This window comes from Pseudomonas urmiensis, from assembly GCF_014268815.2.
In the GTDB taxonomy this organism is placed as follows: Bacteria; Pseudomonadota; Gammaproteobacteria; order Pseudomonadales; family Pseudomonadaceae; genus Aquipseudomonas; species Aquipseudomonas urmiensis.
Window position 1 is genome coordinate 2765292 of sequence record NZ_JABWRE020000001.1, and the last position, 19108, is coordinate 2784399.

The 19108-nt window shown below is 63.4% G+C and carries 10 protein-coding genes; 9 read left to right on the top strand and 1 reads right to left on the bottom strand.

Annotated elements, in window-relative coordinates; genetic code table 11:
- The first annotated feature begins 19 nt into the window (after positions 1 to 19).
- From HU737_RS12320 to HU737_RS12335, 4 genes are all read left to right on the top strand, one after another.
- On the top strand, positions 20 to 538 hold the full coding sequence (locus HU737_RS12320) for a sigma-70 family RNA polymerase sigma factor (RefSeq protein ID WP_186557239.1): 519 nt from the start codon (positions 20 to 22) through the stop codon (positions 536 to 538).
- Entirely contained in the window at positions 535 to 1461 is a 927-nt protein-coding gene (locus HU737_RS12325) for a DUF4880 domain-containing protein (protein ID WP_186557240.1), read from the top strand. The genes HU737_RS12320 and HU737_RS12325 overlap by 4 nt, the downstream gene beginning before the upstream one ends.
- Before the next feature lie 66 nt (positions 1462 to 1527).
- Positions 1528 to 3891 (top strand): TonB-dependent siderophore receptor, encoded by a 2364-nt coding sequence (locus HU737_RS12330; RefSeq protein ID WP_186557241.1) that lies wholly within the window; start codon positions 1528 to 1530, stop codon positions 3889 to 3891.
- A gap of 11 nt (positions 3892 to 3902) precedes the next feature.
- On the top strand, positions 3903 to 4742 hold the full coding sequence (locus HU737_RS12335; protein ID WP_186557242.1) for an alpha/beta hydrolase: 840 nt from the start codon (positions 3903 to 3905) through the stop codon (positions 4740 to 4742).
- A gap of 6 nt (positions 4743 to 4748) precedes the next feature.
- Here HU737_RS12335 and tssM read toward each other — a convergent pair whose 3' ends face one another.
- Positions 4749 to 8414: a type VI secretion system membrane subunit TssM gene (gene tssM, locus HU737_RS12340; protein ID WP_186557243.1), complete on the bottom strand. Its 3666-nt coding sequence runs from the start codon at positions 8412 to 8414 to the stop codon at positions 4749 to 4751.
- Positions 8415 to 8734: 320 nt separating this feature from the next.
- Between tssM and tssF the strand changes: the two genes are divergently transcribed.
- The 5 genes from tssF to HU737_RS12365 all read left to right on the top strand — a co-directional run bounded on the left by tssF (position 8735) and on the right by HU737_RS12365 (position 19091).
- The gene (gene tssF, locus HU737_RS12345) at positions 8735 to 10507 is read left to right on the top strand and encodes a type VI secretion system baseplate subunit TssF (RefSeq protein ID WP_186557244.1); all 1773 of its coding nucleotides are present in this window, start codon (positions 8735 to 8737) and stop codon (positions 10505 to 10507) included.
- A gap of 14 nt (positions 10508 to 10521) precedes the next feature.
- A complete protein-coding gene (gene icmH, locus HU737_RS12350; protein WP_186557245.1) occupies positions 10522 to 11328 on the top strand; it encodes a type IVB secretion system protein IcmH/DotU in 807 nt (268 codons plus the stop codon).
- A 29-nt stretch (positions 11329 to 11357) separates the two neighbouring features.
- Positions 11358 to 11621: a PAAR domain-containing protein gene (locus HU737_RS12355; RefSeq protein ID WP_186557246.1), complete on the top strand. Its 264-nt coding sequence runs from the start codon at positions 11358 to 11360 to the stop codon at positions 11619 to 11621.
- A gap of 166 nt (positions 11622 to 11787) precedes the next feature.
- Positions 11788 to 14541 (top strand): type VI secretion system Vgr family protein, encoded by a 2754-nt coding sequence (locus tag HU737_RS12360; protein ID WP_186557247.1) that lies wholly within the window; start codon positions 11788 to 11790, stop codon positions 14539 to 14541.
- Positions 14538 to 19091: an RHS repeat-associated core domain-containing protein gene (locus HU737_RS12365; protein ID WP_217838530.1), complete on the top strand. Its 4554-nt coding sequence runs from the start codon at positions 14538 to 14540 to the stop codon at positions 19089 to 19091. Before HU737_RS12360 ends, HU737_RS12365 begins: the two co-directional genes overlap by 4 nt.
- Positions 19092 to 19108 lie beyond the last annotated feature (17 nt).

Consider the following 19108-nt stretch of genomic DNA (forward strand, 5'->3'; position numbering starts at 1 on the left):
GTCTGCCCCGGGGCGTTCCATGTCGCTGCCTGAAACGGATTCGATCATCCCGCTCGAGGTCTTGTACGGCACCCACCGCGGGTGGCTACACGGCTGGCTGCGCCGTTCACTGGGCTGCTCGCAGCAAGCGGCGGACCTGGCCCAGGACACCTTCGTGCGCCTGCTGGTACGTAACCAGCCGATCAGCGACCGTGCGCCGAAAGCACTGCTGGCGCGCATCGCCCGCGGCCTGGTGATCGACCACTGGCGCCGCGATGCGCTGGAGCGCGCCTACCTGCAAGCGCTGGCCCTGGTGCCCGAGGCCAACTACCCCTCGCCTGAAGTACGCCACGAGGCGCTGCTGTGCCTGGAACGCATCGCGCAGATGCTCGACGGGCTCAAGCCTGTAGTGCGCGAAGCCTTCCTGCTCTATCAACTGGGCGGCCTGACCCACGCCCAGGTCGCCGAACAACTGGCCATCTCCAGCCGCACTGCCGAGCGTCACGTCGCCAATGCCCTGCTGCATTGTTATCGGGTGTGCTTCGAGGAGGCGCCATGAGCGCCAGCGCCGAGCGCATACCCGAAGCCATTGTGTGCAAGGCCATCGAATGGCAAATGCGTCTGCGCGAGCATCCCGACAGCCACGAGCTGCACGCCCAGCTCCAGGCCTGGCGCCTGCGCGATGGCCGTCATGAACTGGCCTGGCAGCGCATGCGTCAGTTAAGCGGGCATTTCAATGCCAGCCAATTACCCGATGCCGCCCAAACCAACGCATTGCTACGCCGCGCCGAGACTGACCTGGGCCGACGACGCATGCTCAAGCTGCTCGGCGTCGGCGCAGCGCTGGGCGCCAGCACCCTGCTGGTGAGCAAGGCACCACCGGGCTGGCGTAGCGATTTCGCCACGGCCACCGGCGAGCGCCGTCAGCTGGCACTGGCCAGTGACCTGCAGGTGATGCTCAACACCAACAGCGCAGTCGATGTGCACGGCCATGCGCTGACGTTGCGGGCCGGCGAAGTCTTGCTCGACGGCGCCGATTGGCGCGCCCACTGCCGCTATGCGCTGTGTGACGGCAAGCAGGCACGGGCGGTACTGCGCGAACAGCAAGGCTACAGCGAACTGCACGTCGAGCGCGGTGAAGTGCTGGTGCGCGCCAGCAGCGGCATGCGCAGCGTCCAGGCCGGCACCGGCCTGGCCATCGACGCCCAGGGCATGCGTGCCTTGGCGCCGGGGCCACTCGACCCGTTCGCCTGGAGCCGTGGCCTGCTGATGGTCAGCGATATCCGCCTGGGCGATTTGCTCGCCGAAGCCGGCCGCTACCGTCACGGCTGGTTAGGCTGCGATGCGGCGGTGGCGGATCTGCGCTTGTCCGGGGTGTTCCGCCTGGATGAACCGGCGCTGATGCTGCGCAACATCACCCACCTGTTGCCGGTGCGCATCGTCGAGCGCAGCCGCTGGTGGGTGCGAGTTGTCCCGGCATAAAAAAAACTGTCGGACTTTTACGCCTCATCCGGTTAGGGATGATCACTTCCTGAACGGACCCTTTTCATGTTGCCCGCCCGCCGCTCCCCCAAACCCCTAGCGCCCTTCCCCAGCCGCACCCTGCCACGTGCCATCTGCCTGGCGCTGAGCCTGTTCGCAGGTTCCGCCCTGGCCCAAGCGCAAAGCGCCCCGAGCATTGCTGCCGGGCCGCTGGATCAAGCACTGAGCACCTTCGCCGAGCGTGCGGGCATCACCTTGTCGTTTGCACCAGAGGCTGTGCGTGGGTTGAACAGCCCAGGCCTGGCGGGCGGCGGCTCGCTGGAGGATGGCCTGAGCCATCTGCTCAGCGGCAGCGGCCTGGCCGCGCACAAGACCGCCGCTGGCTACGTGGTGCTGCCTGCACCGAGCGATTCGGGCGTGCAACTGGAGCCGACCACTATCGACGCTAAAGGCACGCAGAGCGCCTTTGCCCCAGTCGACGGCTACTTCGCCAGCAATGCCAGCAGCGCCACCAAGACCGACCGCCCGATCCTGGAAACCGCGCAAAGCATCAGCGTGGTAACCGCCGAACAGATTGCCGACCGCAAGGTCGACCGGGTCGAAGACGCCGTGGCCTATACCGCTGGCGTGCGGGTCGGCAGCTCTGGGTTGGACCCACGCTTTGACATGATCAGCGTGCGCGGCTTTGAGACCACCATGACCGCCGACTTCCTCGACGGCCTGCGCCAACCGGGCAGTGGCTGGCTGTCGCTGTACCAGACCGAGGCCTACAACCTTGAGCGCATCGAAGTGCTCAAGGGCCCCTCATCGGTGCTCTACGGCCAGATCAGCCCAGGCGGCATGGTCAACCGGGTGAGCAAGCGCCCGAGCCTGCTGGCCAAGAACGAAGTGCAGATCCAGTCGGGCAACTACAACCACCAACAGGGTCAGTTCGATATCGGCGGGCGCCTGGATGAGCAAGGTGACCTGCTGTTTCGAGTGGTCGGTGTCTATCGCGACGCGGAAAACTACATCGAGCAGCTGAACAACGACGTGCGCCTGATCGCGCCCTCGCTGACCTGGCAGATCGACCCCGACACCCGCCTCACCGTGCTGGCGCAATACCAAGAGCGGGAAACCGCCGCCTCGCCGATGCTCTATCAGCAGGGCGATCACCTGACCAACTTCTGGCAGGGCGATGAGTACTTCGACAAACTCGAACAGCGCCAGTGGACCCTGGGCTACGAGTTCGAGCACGTCTTCAACGATACTTTCACCTTCCAGCAGAACCTGCGCTACGGCCAGGTCGATACCACCAACCAGTACCTGCAGCCATACCAGGAGCGCGGCACCGTGCTCGACCGCTACGCGGTGGGGGTCTACGAAGAGCTGAGCTCGCTGTCGGCCGACACCCGCCTGGTCAGCCACTTCGCCACCGGCGACTGGCAGCACACCCTGGTCAGCGGCTGGGATTACGCCCTGGTCGACACCAAGCTGTTCTATGCCATGGGGCCGGCGCCGTCGATTGACCGCTTCGCTCCCAACTATCACCAACCGGTGGCGCGCCCAAGCGATGCGCTGGCCGACGAGGATGGCCTGGAGCACCGCAGCGGCCTGTACCTGCAAGACCAGATCGAGATCGATCGCTGGCGCCTGTCGGCCGGCCTGCGCCGCGACTGGGTCAACGTGCGCCGCAGCAACAACCTGGTCGCCGACAACAGCGCCAACCGCAACGACAACGACTCGGCCACAACCGGCTCGCTCGGCGTGCTCTATCTGTTCGACAACGGCGTGGCGCCCTACGCCAGCTACGCCACCTCGTTCCTGCCGCAAAGCAGCAGCCAGCCCGATGGCAGCCCGTACAAGGCGACCGAGGGCGAGCAGTACGAAGTGGGCGTGAAGTATCAGCCACCGGGCAGCGCAACGATGCTCACCGCCTCGCTCTATCACCTGACCCAGCAGAACGTGCTCAACCGCGACCTGTCCGACCCCACCCGCAGCATCGCCACCGGCGAGCAAGTTTCGCGTGGTCTTGAGCTGGAAGCGGTGTCCGACCTCACCGAGCGCTTGAAGATGACCGCCAGCTACAGCTTCAACGACGCTGAAGTGACCAAGAGCACCGACGGCAACGAGGGTAAAGAGCCGTTGAACGTGCCACGTCACCTGGCCTCGCTGTGGCTCGACTACCGCCTGCCGCTGGGCTTTGGCGTGGGGGGCGGTGCGCGTTACACCGGCAGCAACTATGGCGATGCGCAGAACACCGTGAAAAACGAAGGCTACACCTTGGTCGATGCCGGCGTGCACTACGACTTCGGCGGCGGCCTGGACGGCGTACGCCTGGCGTTCAACGCGCGCAACCTGTTCGACAAGCGCTACATCAATTGCCAGCAAGGCTACTGCTACCGCGGTGAAGCGCGCAGCCTGGTCACCAGCCTCAGCTATCGCTGGTAAGGAGCACACGCATGTTTGCCAGACTGTTTCTATTCATAGGTACATTGCTGTTGGCCAGCCTGTCGCTGGCCCAGGCAGATCCGGTCAGCCTGGACGGCAGCGAGCAGTGGACGATGAAAAGCGCCGAAGGCCGCGAGTACCGCATCATGATCAGCCTGCCCGAAGGCGATGTGCCTTGGACGGGGGGGTATCCGGTGATCTACCTGTTGGACGGCAATGCCTACTTCCCCGCCTTCCATGCCGCCAAACGCGCGCAGGACAGGTTGCGCGGCGCGATCCTGGTCGCCATTGGCTACCCCAGCGACACCCCGCTGGACTTCGAGCGCCGCGCATTCGACCTGTCGCCACCGCAACCACCTGAGCGCAACGTGCCGCCCCAGGGCGGCCAGGATCTGTTTCTCGACTTCATCGAACAGCGCCTGATGCCCAAGGTCAACGCACGCTTCAAGGTCGACCAGGATCAACGTAGCCTGGTCGGGCATTCGTTTGGCGGGATGTTCGGCGTGTACACCCTGTTCACCCGGCCGCAGCTGTTCCAGCACGTGGTGGCGGTGAGCCCCAGCCTGTGGTGGCGCGATCGCTACCTGATGGCGCACGAGCGCACCTTCACCCAGCGCGCCCAGGCCGGGCAGATCGACCTGACCCATAGCAGCCTGAGCTTGCTGATGGGCGAGCGCGAGATGCCACAAGAGATCCAGGACGCGCGCTCGCTGCAACTGAGGCTCGAGCAGCTCTCGCAGTACGGGCTGCGCAGTGATTTTCAGGTCGAGCCGGGCGAAGATCACATGTCGATGCCATTCCGCGTCGCAGCCAGGGTGCTGGATGAGTTGCTCAGTACCCGGCGTTTTTGACTCTAGCTACTGCACCCAGGCAGCCGCCTGCTGCTCCACCACGCTTGGCTGCAGCAGAGCCCGTGGCAGGGAGAACCCCTTGAACGGCTGCTGGGTGATCGGGTTGAAGGTTTTTTCCGAACTCAGCTTGTAACGCATCATGCCATCCCCGGTCCTGAAGCTCAGGTCGACACTGGTCGCAGTGCGGCCATTGAGCGCGCCGCGGCTGAGCAGGCGGAACATCGCCCAAGGCCCACGGTACTCCAGGCTGCTGGTGGTGCCATTGCGCCTGAGCAGGGTCAGGTTGCTGCGCATCGGGCTACCTTTGTTCGGCCAGATCACCCCACTGATGAACGGGGGACCATGGGTGTAGGAAACCGTCTGCCCGTCCAGGTCCAACAGGCTGGTGCGCTGGTTTGGGCTCAAGCCCAAGGGTTCGATGTTGAACTGCACACTGAGATTGCCGCTGGCGTCGAAGAAGGTTTCGCGGATGCGCTCAGCCGCCGCTAGCTGCTCGATCACCTCCCGCCGGACCAATTGATTGCGCTGCTCGCCGCCGTGCAGCGCGTCGGGTATGTCCTTGAGGAAGACGTCCAGATACTGCGCCTGGAACGTCTGCAAGCGGCCTTTGGGGCCAAAGAACGCCTCGAAGTCTTCCAGTGCTGCATCCTCGGCACGCACCCGGAACGGATAGCGACCCGCCAGGCGCGCCTGAAAAAAGCTGTAGACATCCACCTGCCAACGTTTCTCCAGCTCACGCAGGGCCGCCACCGTCAGCACTTGTGCAGTGTGCTCGGCCAGGTCGCGAACCTGCTGATTGAGCGGCTCGGGCAGGCCGCTGGCAATGCGCTGCACATTGGCAATCGGGTCGGGCTCAGTCTGGGTAAAGCGTGATGTCACCAGGGCCAGCGCCGCCTTGCCGCGGTTGGGGCTGTCCTGCACTGACTTGGCGTAGTCCTGCATGGCGCTGATCGCCTTGATCGTTTCGTCGTAGTAGCTAGGTTTGTCGCCCTCTCCAGCCAGCATCCCAGACAAGCCATTGAAGGCGCGTCGGATGCCCTGGGCCTGGAGCTGCGCCGCAGCGTGTTGAGCAGCGCCCTGCTCGTCAATGCCAGCCGCCACCGCGACTTGAGGGTAGATGACCGACTGCTCGCGAACCGCTTCAAGCAGACGGCGCATGGGCGCTGCCGGCCCAGTGATGTGCTCCAGCACGGTCAAGGCCTGGCTCAGATCGGCAAACGCTTGGACACTCAGCTGATTCAGCGCTCGTCGCCAGGTATCGATGTAATCGGCGCTGTATAGCGCCCGCAAGCGGTCGAGCAAGGCCTGCCGATCATGCTCTGAGTAATCGAGCGCAGCCCGCTCACCGAGCACCCATTGATCGATCATCGCCAGCTCAGTGACGGCTTTGCTACGCGGTTCGAAAAACTGCTTGAAGCCATTGGCCGTCATCAAGGCCGGCACAATCAGGGCGTCGTCGCCATCGCTGTCGCCAGCTTGCGGCAGCTGGAAGACAAGATCGAAGGCTGGCCCCACCTGGTTGCGCAGGTCGAACGCGCCATGCAAGTGCTCTTGGGCATCCTGCTTGAGCATCAGGTACAACCGCTGCTCCAGGGGCAACTTGCGCAGTTGTTGCTGCGCCTCGCTGATCAGCGGGTCGTTGGCTGGCAAGTCGGCGTCGGCGTAGCTCAAGCCGTATTCAAGGTGGCGCATCAACGCCGCCTGCACCGCGCGCTCGCCAGGGTAAGCCTGCTGCCAGCGCTTGGCCATCCACTCCTGCACCACCTGCGCACGACGATTGTTGCGCTCTTCGAGCATCCGATAGACGCGCAGCGCTGCCAGCTGCTCGTCGCTGCCGGGGGCGGCTTGGCGAATCGTCTCAAGCACGCCCTTGGCCAAGGCCGGGAGAAAACGCCGCGATAACACATTCAGGTAGGCGTGATCGACCATCGGCCCGATAGCACGCCCTTGGTACAGCCCCAGGTTAGCCAGCGGCCACGCCTCGCGGTAATTGCCATAGACCGCCAATGCGCCGTGGATTTCGTCGAGCGAGGCGAGCAAATTGCGTCCGGTAGGGTCAAGGCTCTGCTCATCGTCGAGCTGACTGAACAGCTGGCTTCTGGCCAGGACTTGGTCGGTCTTGGCGCGGTTGTCCAGGTAGTAATTGGCCCAGGCTGCGGTCAAGCACAGCCCTAGCACGCCAGCGGCGATCGAGCCTGCCAGCAAGTGACGGCGCTTGCGCAGCGCCACCTTCATGTTATCGCCGGCCAGGCCTGCTTCGGGGTAGATGACCCGCTGCAACAGGTGCTGCGCAAAATACACCACCGAGCGACCTTGCGGCTTGGCAGCGTTAGCCAACTCGACAAAGCCATAAGTGCGCGCGGCCTTGCCCAGAAAGGCGTTGGACAGCACCCCTTGCTGGTACACCGACGACAGGTATAGCCCACGCACCAAGGCCGGTGTGCTGTAGCGATCACTGCCGAGCACATCGCGCAGAAAACTCAGCAGCAGCGGCTGCAAGCCGCTGACCTGGCGCGTCAGGCACAGCAGCATTTCACGTTCCTGCTGCGCGCGCGGCTCACCCATGGCCTGCAGCACCCGCTCGTTGAGCAGCGTAACCATCTGCGCATAGGCCTTGGCCAACTCCTCCAACCAAGTGTCGAACGCATGCACGGCATCGAGGCTGAAGGTAAAACCGAAAATCTCCTCACGCTGCGCAGCGGGCAGACCGGCGAATAGCTCTTCGAAGCCTTCGAGCAAGTCAAATTTGCTCAACACCACATACAGTGGCAGGCGTACGCCCAATTCTGCACTGAGCTCGAACAACCGTGCCCGGAGCACGAACGCCAGGGCACGACGCTGCTCGGGCGTACCTTCAAGCAATGCCACCACATCGACCAGCAACACGATGCCATTGAGCGGCTGACGACTGCGATTGCACGCCAGCCAGCCCAGCAAATGCTGCCACAGGCGCTTTTCGGCTTGCGCCGGCAGGCCCAGCCCGGACTGCTCGTGCAGCACACCCGCAGGCGGCGGCCCCACGGATAGGTGCTCATCATCGTCGCCAGCGGCACTAGCAAGCGCTGGCGCGGCAACCTGGCGCTCGGGTTGGCTGATGAACTCGCCCGGCGGGTCGATCATCACCGCCTGCTCGCCCATCCACCAATCGATCGGATAGGCCAGGTCAGGATCGCTCGGCTGCGCTTGTCGCGTTACCCGGCTCAGGGCGAAGTTCTGACTGGAGCGCTCGATGAAGCTGGACTTGCCGGCATGTTGCTCACCCAGCACCAGGTACCACGGCATACGGTACAGGTAGCCACGCTCATGACTGTGGCTACGCAAGGTCGCCAGGCTGGCATCGAGCGCGCGCGTCTGGGCCTGCAGATGAACCAGGCAAGGGTCTTCAAGGCGCTCGGTGTGCTGTTGGCGCTCACCCAGCAGTTGCCGATTGCGCCAAAACAGCCACACGGCCCAGAGCGACAACGGCATCGCCAACACCAGCGTGCTGGCCGCTACCCGCATTGCCAGGGGCGCCAGTGGTTGCCGCTCACCCCAGCTCCAGTCCGGCCCTAGCCACCAGATCGCAACCAGCAGTGCCACGACCAGCGCAGCCAGCAGCCACACGGTTAGCAGCGCGAGATGAGGCTGGAACTTTGCCCAACCGCGCAACAGAACATCCTTGCCCCGATTCATTATTAGACGCGTCCTCTACTTCACTCTGACAACTCACCGCCGCGTCATTTAATTAGCGACGCCAGGCGTTCTATCGAAAAACCAACGCACAGTAACAGCAGATAAAAAACCCTGGCAAGCAACGACAAAAAAACATATTCCCTTACATATTGATAACAGCCACAGCGTAAATGGGCGAGTAGCATCAAACGCTATTTAACTGCCAGCCCATACAAAAAGTAAGAAACTTCCTACAAGTTACCCAGCAATGTAAAACCCTAGTTCCATTATGCATACCCATTGAACTTGCCATTTATCAAGCCGCCGCAACGAGCACGCCCATGACTTTCAAAAGCGACTATCAATCCGAGCTGGCTTTTCTTCGAGCGCTGGCGCATGACTTCGCTCAGGACGACCCCAGGCTCGCCCAGTTTCTGGATAACGAATCAGGCGATGAAAGCATCGAGCGGCTCTTCGAAGGCTTCGCGTTCCTGACCACCCAGTTGCGGCGCAAGCTCGATGACGACCTGCCAGAAACCACCCACCCACTGCTGCAGGTGCTCTGGCCCAATTACCTGCGGCCCGTGCCTAGCCTGACCTTGGTGCGATTCGAACCTATCGCCAAGGCCATCAGCGAACGTCAACCCATCGCCAAGGGCACTCGATTGTTCTCATCCCAGGTTGAGGGCGTGTCATGTGAGTTTCGCACCTGCACGCAAGTGGCGATCCACCCCCTGCAACTAACAGCCGTCACTACCGAACACCGGCCTGACAGTTCAATCCTGCGCATCGAGTTGCAATCACTGACTGAGCTGGCGCTCAAGCATTCAGGCTGCGACAACTTCAGCGTGCAACTGATCGGTGAGCCGATCGCTGCACAAACGCTCTATCTTTGGCTTAGTCAGCACCTACGGCGCATCAGTATCGTCATCAATGACAAGATCCTCAGCCTGCCGCCGAACATCATCGACTTCCCAGGCTTTACGCCAGAGGAGGCACTATTACCCAGCCCTCGGGCAGAGCTGGATGGCTATCGCCTACTGCAGGAGTACTTTCATTTCCCGCAGCGCTTCTGGGCATTCAGATTAAATGAGCTGGCTGCCTATCTACCGGATTACCCAACTGAGCAGGTCAGTTTCCAATTTACATTCCATAAACCCTTACCCGCAGGCTGTGATCTGCGCCTAGAAGATCTGGCCCTGTACTGCACACCCGCGATCAATCAATTCCAACATACCGTCGACGCCACCCCCCTCGACGGCCAGGACAGCTCGATGCTGTTGCAGCCGCCCGGGGTAAACCAGACCCCAGGCGAGGTATTTTGCGTCGACCGGGTTAGCGCATGCCGCTACGAAAATGACCAGGGCCAAACGAAAAAACAGTGGCTGTACGATCTACAGCCATTCGAAAGCCTCGACCACCCCGCGGCACTGGCTGAGGAGGAGGCCCGCCCCTACTACCAGGAAGTCGTCGAGCTCATCCCGAGCAAGGATCAAAGCCAGCGAATCCTGCGCTTGCTCCAGCGTGACGGCAAAGCCTGGCGCGGCAACCGCGAAGTCCTCAGTATTGAAATGACCTGCACCCACGGCCAGCTGCCCAGCCAGCTGGGCATCGGTGAGATCGATCGCCCCAGCCAATCCACCCCGGCTTTTGCCAACTTCAGCAATATCACCCGCCCGACCCAAAGCCTGCCGCCGCTCCTGGATGGCCAGCTGCACTGGCAATTACTGTCGAACCTGTCGCTCAACAGCCTGTCGCTGAACTGCGCCGAAGGCTTGCGCGCAGTGCTGGCCAGCTACGACTTTGCCGGCCTCACCGACCTGCCCAAACAGCGCGCCACCCGCGCCCGCCTGCAAGCCATCGAACAGGCCGACACGCGGCCGCTGGACTGGCTGTTCAAAGGTGTACCCGTGCGCGGCCTGAACACCACGCTGCGCGTCGATCCAAGCCCGTTCGACAGCGACGGCGAGCTGTACCTGTTCGGCAGCGTGCTGTCGTACTTCTTCACGCTTTACGCCAGCCCACAGTCGTTCCACAAGCTGGACATCATTAACACCCGTAGCAATGAGCACTACAGCTGGCCGGCCCGTGTTGGCCGACAAGTCACGCTCTGAAAAGGAGGCAACTGATGCAATCTCCACCGGCAGCGCCGAGCAACCGCTTCGAACACATCGAGCAGGCGAACACCGGCTGGCACGGCGGCCGACGCGCTCGCAGCCACGTCATCGACCGCATCGATTTCGAGCTGCGCGGCAGCAGCTACAACCCGCTGACCGATGCCAGCATGCCCCTGCTTGGGCTGGTGATACGGCTGCGCCACAGCCATAGCTTCGACGACATCGCCCAGTTGCATGGCGACGTCAAGCTTCAGATAACCGCCATCCTGCAAGAGCTTGGCCAGCTCCACTATGACCCAACCACCCTCTCGGCCTTCAGCTATTGCCTGTGCGTATTCGTCGATGAGGCGGTCCTGACCACCCCGTGGGGCCAGCAGTCGGTCTGGGGCAGTGATCCGATGCTCAGCTGCCTGCACAACGAAACCTGGGGTGGCGCCAAGTTCTTTGCCTTGCTCGACCGCATGCTGCTCGAGCCGAGCAAGTACGCCGATGTCCTGCTGTTCATGTACCTCTGTCTGTGCCTTGGCTACAAGGGCCAGTACGCCATCCAGGCCGATGGCAGCAACACCCTGCAAGCCTTGATCAGCCGCCTGCAGCACACCCTGCGAGCGCTGCGCGGACCGCTGCCTGAACAGCTGACCAAGCCGCTGGACAACCTCGCCCCACGCCATTACCGCATGAACCGGCAATGGCCCTGGTGGACACCTTGGGTGGTGCTCTGCGGCGTCTGCACGGCGGTGTACGGGGTGTTGTCCTGGCGGTTGCAGCGCAGCACCCAAGAAGTCTTGCAGGCCTTGAGTGACATCCTGGTCCGATAACCCCACTTCACTGCGTAGGAGAGTGCCCCATGAAAGCGATAGTGCGCCTGGGCGACAAGACCGATCACGGCGGCAGCGTGATCGAATCGATCCCCCACACCCATCTCAATGGCCGGCCAATGGCGGGCAAAGGCAACCTGGTGGCCTGCCCCTTGTGCAAGGGCAGCTTTCCCATCATCGAAGGTAGCCCCACCTATTCGGTCAATGGCACGCCGGTCGCCCTGGACGGCATGAAAACCGCCTGCGGCGCCTCGCTAATCGCCAGCAACAGCCAGGCCAGCGTGCACCGCTAGTCGCGGCAGCGGTCGCGATAGCCGCATTTAGAGAAATTTCCCACGCTCGCATCAGACCGGTCTGCTTTTGACCGAGAAGCGCTTCCTTGCACCATCGAGCCCAAACGGATGCCCTGCCCCTGCGGGGTTCATCCTGGCCCATGGATCGGCGATGCAGGAAGCCCGAATGCCCACACAGCAGGATGTGCGCTTTACCTTCAGTTGCGCGAACGACATCGCCTTCGATGTCGTCAGCTTCACGCTTAGCGAAGCGATCTCCGAGTGCTTTTCGTTGCAGATCGAACTGGTCAGCGACGACCCCGATATCGATTTTGCGCAACTGCTCGACCTGCCCGCCTGCCTGACCGTGTGGAGCCACGGCGAAGCAGTGCGCCATGTGCACGGCATCATCAGCCGCTTCGAGCAAGGCAGCAGCGGTCAGCGGCGCACCCGCTACAGCGCCGAAGTCGTTCCGCAACTGGCCCGCGCCCAGCTGCGCTCGGACTGGCAAGTGTTCCAGCACCGCAGCGTGACGCAGATCCTCGATGAGCAATTGCAGTCGCGCTACCGGCTCAGTGCCGAGCAACGCCTGACCTGCCCCCATCAACCGCGCGAGTACTGCGTCCAAGTGGGCGAGCTGGACCTGGACTTCTACCAACGCCTGGCCGCCGAAGAAGGCCTGCTGTCGGTCTTCCGGCACAGTGCCAGCGCGCATGCATTGATCTACACCGACCGAATCATGACCCTCGGCGCTATCGAAGGCGCGCCAGTGCTCTATCAGCCTAACCCCGGCGGCGACCAGCCGCAGCCGGCACTGCGCCGCTTCAGCTACCGCGAGCAGCTGCGCAGCAGCAGCCAGACCCAGCGCGACTACAGCTTCAAACACCCCCGCTACGACCAGCAGCACAGCGTCCAGGCCCAAGGCCTCGAACACCAGCACCCACGCTATGAACGCTATGACGCACCCGGGCGCTACAAGCGTGATGAAGCCGGCCTGCCCTTCACCCAGACCCGCCTCAAGGCGCTGCGCCGTGATGCGCGCACAGCCACGGTCATGGGCGACGATGCGCGGATTGTCCCCGGCCTTGCCTTCACCCTCACCGGCCACCCACGCGAGAGCCTGAACAGTGGCTGGCGCGCGGTGAGCATGCGGCATGAAGGCGTGCAACACACCAGCCTGGAGGAAGAAGCGGCAGGTGCCGAAGTCGGCACCCGCTACAGCTTCACCGCTGAGCTGATCCCCGACAGCGTCGACTGGAAAGCGCCGCTGCTGGCCAAGCCGCGCATCGACGGGCCACAGATCGCCCATGTGGTTGGCCCGAGCAACGAGGAGATCTTCTGCGACGAGCACGGTCGGGTGCGCTTGCAGTTTCCGTGGGACCGCCAAGGTCGCGAGGATGGCCATAGTTCCTGTTGGGTGCGGGTGGCTCAGCAGTGGGCTGGCGCCGGTTGGGGCCATATGGCGATTCCACGGGTGGGCCAGGAAGTGGTGGTGGCCTTTCTCGATGGCGATGGCGACCAGCCGCTGGTGATTGGCCGTAGCTACCATGCGGTCAACCGGCCGCCGTACAAGTTGCCCGATTTCAAGGCGCTGAGCCCGATCCGCAGCAAGGAGCACAAAGGCCAACGCCACAACGAGCTGCGCCTGGACGATACCGAAGGGCAAATCAGTGCCACGCTGATGAGCGACCACCAGGCCTCGGCCCTGCACCTGGGCTATCTGACCCACCCTCGCCCCCTGGGCGGTCAACCACGCGGCGAAGGTTTCGAGCTACGCAGCGATGGCCACGGCGTGGTACGCGCCGGCGCCGGATTGCTATTGACCACCGAGCCCCGGCGCAACGCCTGCGAGCACCAGACCGACCTGGCCGAAACCGCCGAACGCCTGGGCGTTGCCCAGCAGTACCACGAAACGTTCTACGCCCTCGCACGTGATCACCTGGCCCAAGAGGCAGGCGATCAGGATGACGTCGCCAAGGCCCTGCACGACCAGCATCAGGCCATCAACGGCAGTGGTGCCCGCACCGAACTGGACACCCCGCAACTGGTCATGGCCAGCCCGGCCGGCATCGCCACCTCAACGCCTGGGTCCACCCACATTGCCAGCGGCGAACACCTGGCCTTGAGCAGTGGCGGCCACACCAGCCTGGCCATCGGCAAGCGCCTGTTGGTCAGTGCCAGCCGGGGCATGCGCAGCTTCGTGCAGAGCCTTGGTTGGCGCCTGGTCGCCGCCTCCGGCGACATCGATATCCGCGCCTTGAAAGACAACATCAACCTGCTGGCCAAGCTCAAGGTCAGCGTCACGGCCGAGCGCATCACCCTCAGTGCCAAGGAAGAGCTGGTGATCCAGGCCGCCGGCAGCAGCACCACCTACAACGCTGGCGGCATCAGCCACGCCACCAATGGGGTGTATAGCGCCCATGCCAGCGACTTCGTGTACCAGGGCGCGAAGAGTGAGGCGGCGGCGTTTCCTGAGGAGCTCACGACGGGCAAAGGGAATTTGCAGTTGTTTCAACGCTACGCCAACACGCACAGTTTCGAGGGCAGCACATACCGGGTCGAGGATGCGCTGGGCAAGGTATTCAAAGGCTCGCTCGACAACAAAGGGCATGCACAAATCGACGGTGTGGCACCAGGCCCTGCGAGCGTACTGTTTGGGCTAGACCAAACCGATGTGTGGACGACGCCAGGCTTTGTTGACGAACTCAATCGCCCTGCTCTGGCTGACCAGCTGCCGGTGGAAACGCCTAGGCTTGCTCAGCCCCTCATCAATGAAGTCGTGTCGATCAGCAAGGTTGCTGCGCTCACAACCACACCGAGCTTTGCCACAGCAGCACTGAGCAACGCAGTGCCATTGGCAGCAAAAACACGCCCCTCCACCACTAACACGGTACTCGGCCTTCTCCCAGCCGCCCGCTCGGCCACGGAGCACAGCCGATGAGCGCCGCCCCTTCAACTCACCGCGAAGTGGCGCTGGTCCCGGCCAACACCCTGCACCAGAGCGACGTCGACTTCAGCATGAAGAAGCTCGACCAGTGGCTGCTGCGCATGACCAACGACACCGTCGGCTGGAACACCATCCACACCGTTGGCTCGGTCTTGCCAGGTGTTGGCGGCGTCTTTGCCGCTATCGATGCCATCGCAGACCTGATTACCCTGATCGATGGCAATCAGGATGACGTCGTTACCTGGATCAGCTTTGGCATCAACGTCTTCGGCATCATGTCCTTCCCCGGCGTCGGCGCCGCCCGGGCGGCAATCCGCCCGACCCTGCACATGCTGCGCAGCCACAGCAAAGCCACCCTTGGCAATGCCTTGCTGACCGCGCTGGAAAGCAACCTCAACGCGCTCGCCCCCGGCGCCATTGAAGACTTTGCCACCGCGCTGCAACAGGGCCTTGCCAGCCTGCTGAGCCAGATCGCCGACAAGATCAAGCAAACCTGCCTCAGCTTCGCCAGCATGATCCGCTCGGTGGCGAGCCCGGAAGGCCAGCGCAAGATCGCGGAAACGGTCAAGAGCGGGAAAAAGTTCGTCGCCTCCACCGGCATTTTGGGCATGGCCATTTCCCTGCTGATCGACGACCCGCGCATGTCCGATGCGACCGTGCGCAAACTGCTGGAAGTGGCCGATACCGCGCAAACCATCGGCGCCAACGCCCACCGGAAAATCAACGCCCTGGCCGACCCGAGCAACACCCAGAGCATTGGCTACCTGGTCAGCATGCTGCTGACCGCCCTGGCCAATCGCAAAGGGCGCAAGGCCCAGGCGCAGAACATCGCCCCGCACGGCACCAGCCAGGCCACTGCGGTGAGTGGCCAGGGCCAGCTGGTCGCCCGCTCCAGCGAAGCCCCGGCCAAAGCCGATCCGTCCGCCAAGAAGGATGGCTGCCCCTCGACCTGCCGCAGCATCAGCTTCGCCCGTGGCAGCGAAACCCTCACCCACACCGATTTCAGTTTGCCCGGCTGCTTTGCGCTGCAGTGGTCACGCACCTACCGCTCCAGCCTGGCGGCGCTCGACCGTGGCGTGTTCGGCGCCCGCTGGATCACGCCGTTCTCGACCTGCCTCGATGTGCTCAAGCAGGGCGTGCTCTACCACGCCGCGGACGGTCGCAGCCACGCCTACCCGCTGCCGAAAATCGGCAAGCACCATTACGACGCCATCGAAGGCCTGGTGCTGATTCGCACCCAAGAGACGCAACTGGTCATCGCCCGCGGCTATGCCAGCCAGGAAAGCTACCAGCGCCAGGGCGAGCGCTTCGTGCTGCAGAGCATCCGCCAACGCGGCGGCGCGCGTATCGACCTGCACTATGAGCACCATCACCAGGGCACCCCGGTGCTGTCGGACCTAGTGACCTACCAGAACGAGGTGCAGCACCAGCACCTGGCCACCGCGCTCGACGAACACGGTCGGATCAGTGCGCTGTGGCAGGTGCGCAACGGCCAGCCACACCGCCAGCTGGCCGCCTATCGCTACGACGAACACGGCGACCTGCTGCAGGCCGACGATGAGCACCAGGCCAGCTGGAGCTACCAGTACCAAGATCACCTGATCACCCGTTACAGCGACCGCAGCGGGCGCGGCATCAACCTGCAATGGCAAGGCACCGGGCCTGACGCCAAGGCGGTGCGCGAGTGGGCCGACGATGGCAGCTTCGATACCCGCCTGGCGTGGGATGCCGATGTTCGCCTGACCTGCGTCACCGACGCCCACGGCCAGGTCACCAAGCACTACTACGACGGCCTGGGCTTTACCTACCGGGTGATTCATCCCGATGGCAGCGAAGAGTGGTTGCTGCGCGACACCGCCAAGAACATCACCCAGCACCTGCACGCCGATGGCAGCACCGAGCGCTTCGCCTACGACGAGCGCGGCAACCTGCTGCAACATACCCGCGCCGACGGCAGTTGCGTGCACTACGCCTACGACGACCACGACCAGCTGCTCAAGACCCGCGACGCCGAAGGCGGCCTGTGGCGGCGGGACTACGACCAGCGCGGCAACCTCATCGAAACCATCGACCCGCTGGAAAACACCACCCAGTACCGCTACAACAGCGACAACCTGCCCATCGCCGTAATCGATGCCAATGGCAACGAGAAGACCCTCGCCTACACCGCCGACGGCCTGCTCAGCCAGTACACCGACTGCTCCGGCCACACCCGCCACTGGCACTACGACCCCTGCGGCCAGCTGATCCGCTACACCGACGCCCTCGGCCAAGTCACCGAGTACGCCTACGAAGCCGGCCAACTGGCCCGCCTCACCCACCCCGACCACAGCCACGAGCAGTTCGAGCGCGACGCCGAAGGCCGCTTGCTCAGCCATACCGACGCGCTGCAGCGGCGCACCTGCTGGGCCTACAACGTCGCCGGCCTGATCGCCACACGCACCGACGCCCAGGGGCACACCCTCGACTACCGCTGGGACCGCCTCGGCCGCCTGCTCGAGCTGCGCAACGAAAACCACAGCAGCGCCCGCTTCAGCTACGACAGCATGGGCCGCCTGCTGAGCGAGACCGGCTTCGACGGTAAACGCCGCAGCTACCATTACCACGCCGAAAGCGGCGTGCTCGCCCAGCAGCTGGACGAAGACCGGATCATCGAGTTCGCCTTCGACCCGCTCGGCCGCCTCAGCCAACGCCACGCCGGCCACCGCCATGGCCAGCACTGGCAAAGCGAAGCCTTCCACTACGACGGCAACGGCCAGCTGCTCATGGCCGAGAACAGCCAGAGCAAGCTGCAGTGGTTCTACGACCGGGCCGGCAACCTCAGCCGCGAGCACCAGTACTACCGCTTTCTCGACACCCCCAGCGTGGCCATCTGGCAGCACGAGTACGACGCCCTCAACCAACGCTGTGCCACCACCCGCCCGGATGGCCACCGGGTCAGCTGGCTGACCTACGGCAGCGGCCACCTACTGGCGATCAAGCTCGATGACGCCGAGCTGCTCAGCTACCAGCGCGACGCCCTGCACCGGGAAATCGGCCGCGTGCAAGGCAACGGCCTGCAGCAACGCCAGCAATGGACGGCCAACGGCTACCTGCACACGCAAAGCCTCACCCGGCCCGGCAGCAACGACTACCTGCGCAAGCGCCAGCACCACTACGACCCCGCCGGCCAACTGACCACCATCGACGACAGCAACCGCGGCACGCTCAGCTACCGCTACGACCCGCTCAACCGCCTGCTCGGCGCACACAGCCGGCTAGGCGCGGAAACCTTCGCCTTCGACCCCGCCAGCAACCTGCTCGACCCCCACGAAGCGCCCCAGGCCAACGGCCTCAAACGCAGCCGGCAGATGGACAACCTGCTGCACCAGTACCTGGGCAACCACTACCGCTACGACCCCCGCGGCAACCTCAGCGAGCGCTGGCTGGACGGCCAGCACGGCCGCTTCACCTGGGACCTGTACGACCGCCTGGTGGGCTACGAAGACGCCCGGCTCAAGGTCAACTACGGCTACGACGCCCTCGGCCGGCGCCTCTACAAGCAATCGGCTGCCAAGTACCAAGACCGCGCGCAGGCAGGCCCGCTGTGGAACCGCAAGCAACGCCTGGACCTCGATGAGCGCTACGGCTGCAAGAGCAGCATCTATGGCTGGGACGGCGACAACCTGGCGTTTGAAAGCACCTACCACCCGCGCGCCGAACGCACCACCCACTACCTCTACGAGCCAGGCACCTTCGTGCCGCTGGTGCAGGCCTCGTACGAGCAACAAATCGCCCTGCTGCCCGAGCCCAGTTATGACGGGCCGTATGACATCGATCAGGATCCGGTCTGGCAATACCAGCCACAGGCACCGGCCTTCAAAGCGCTGGATTGGTACCAATGCGACCACCTAGGAACCCCGCTGGAGCTGACCGATCAGCACGGCGAGATGGTCTGGCGGGCGGACTACCAGGCCTGGGGGCAGGCCCAGGTGAGGCTCAGCGAGGCGGCGCAGCGCAGGAAACTCGACACTGCGCTACGGTTTCAGGGGCAGTACCTGGATGTCGAGACCGGACTGCATTACAACCGGTACCGGTACTATGATCCGCAGGTGGGGCGGTTTGTTTCGGCGGATCCGATTGGGTATGCCGGGGGGCTGAATCTTTATCAATATGCGCCGAATGCAGTTGAGTGGATTGATCCGCTAGGCCTGTGGAAAGGACAGCCAAGAAACTCTAATGGGACCTTTTCAACCGGCAAAGACCCCAACAGAGTTTGCCCATGTGAACTGGATTTACTGGACAAAAAGGTTCACGGTAATCACCGAAACAGCGAGGCCCCAACCACTCTTTACGGTAGATTCGATGCAGAGGGAAATTTCCAAAAATGGGGCATAACCCAGTCCCCCAGTAATCGCTACTCAGTTAAGGAACTCGACGGGGGGCGTTTGGAGGCTTATAGAATCGGGCCGCGAGCAGAAATACTGGACCGAGAGCGAAGACTTGTTGAGAGGTTCCCAGGCCCTCTTAACAATGAGCCGTGGGCTGGATCCAAACGCAAATAACAAATAGCCAATTGGAG

Coding starts and splice junctions, on each gene's coding strand:
- HU737_RS12320 (WP_186557239.1), top strand. CDS start 20: ATGTCGCTGCCTGAAACGGATTCGATCATCCCGCTCGAGGTCTTGTAC.
- HU737_RS12325 (WP_186557240.1), top strand. CDS start 535: ATGAGCGCCAGCGCCGAGCGCATACCCGAAGCCATTGTGTGCAAGGCC.
- HU737_RS12330 (WP_186557241.1), top strand. CDS start 1,528: ATGTTGCCCGCCCGCCGCTCCCCCAAACCCCTAGCGCCCTTCCCCAGC.
- HU737_RS12335 (WP_186557242.1), top strand. CDS start 3,903: ATGTTTGCCAGACTGTTTCTATTCATAGGTACATTGCTGTTGGCCAGC.
- tssM (WP_186557243.1), bottom strand. CDS start 8,414: ATGAATCGGGGCAAGGATGTTCTGTTGCGCGGTTGGGCAAAGTTCCAG.
- tssF (WP_186557244.1), top strand. CDS start 8,735: ATGACTTTCAAAAGCGACTATCAATCCGAGCTGGCTTTTCTTCGAGCG.
- icmH (WP_186557245.1), top strand. CDS start 10,522: ATGCAATCTCCACCGGCAGCGCCGAGCAACCGCTTCGAACACATCGAG.
- HU737_RS12355 (WP_186557246.1), top strand. CDS start 11,358: ATGAAAGCGATAGTGCGCCTGGGCGACAAGACCGATCACGGCGGCAGC.
- HU737_RS12360 (WP_186557247.1), top strand. CDS start 11,788: ATGCCCACACAGCAGGATGTGCGCTTTACCTTCAGTTGCGCGAACGAC.
- HU737_RS12365 (WP_217838530.1), top strand. CDS start 14,538: ATGAGCGCCGCCCCTTCAACTCACCGCGAAGTGGCGCTGGTCCCGGCC.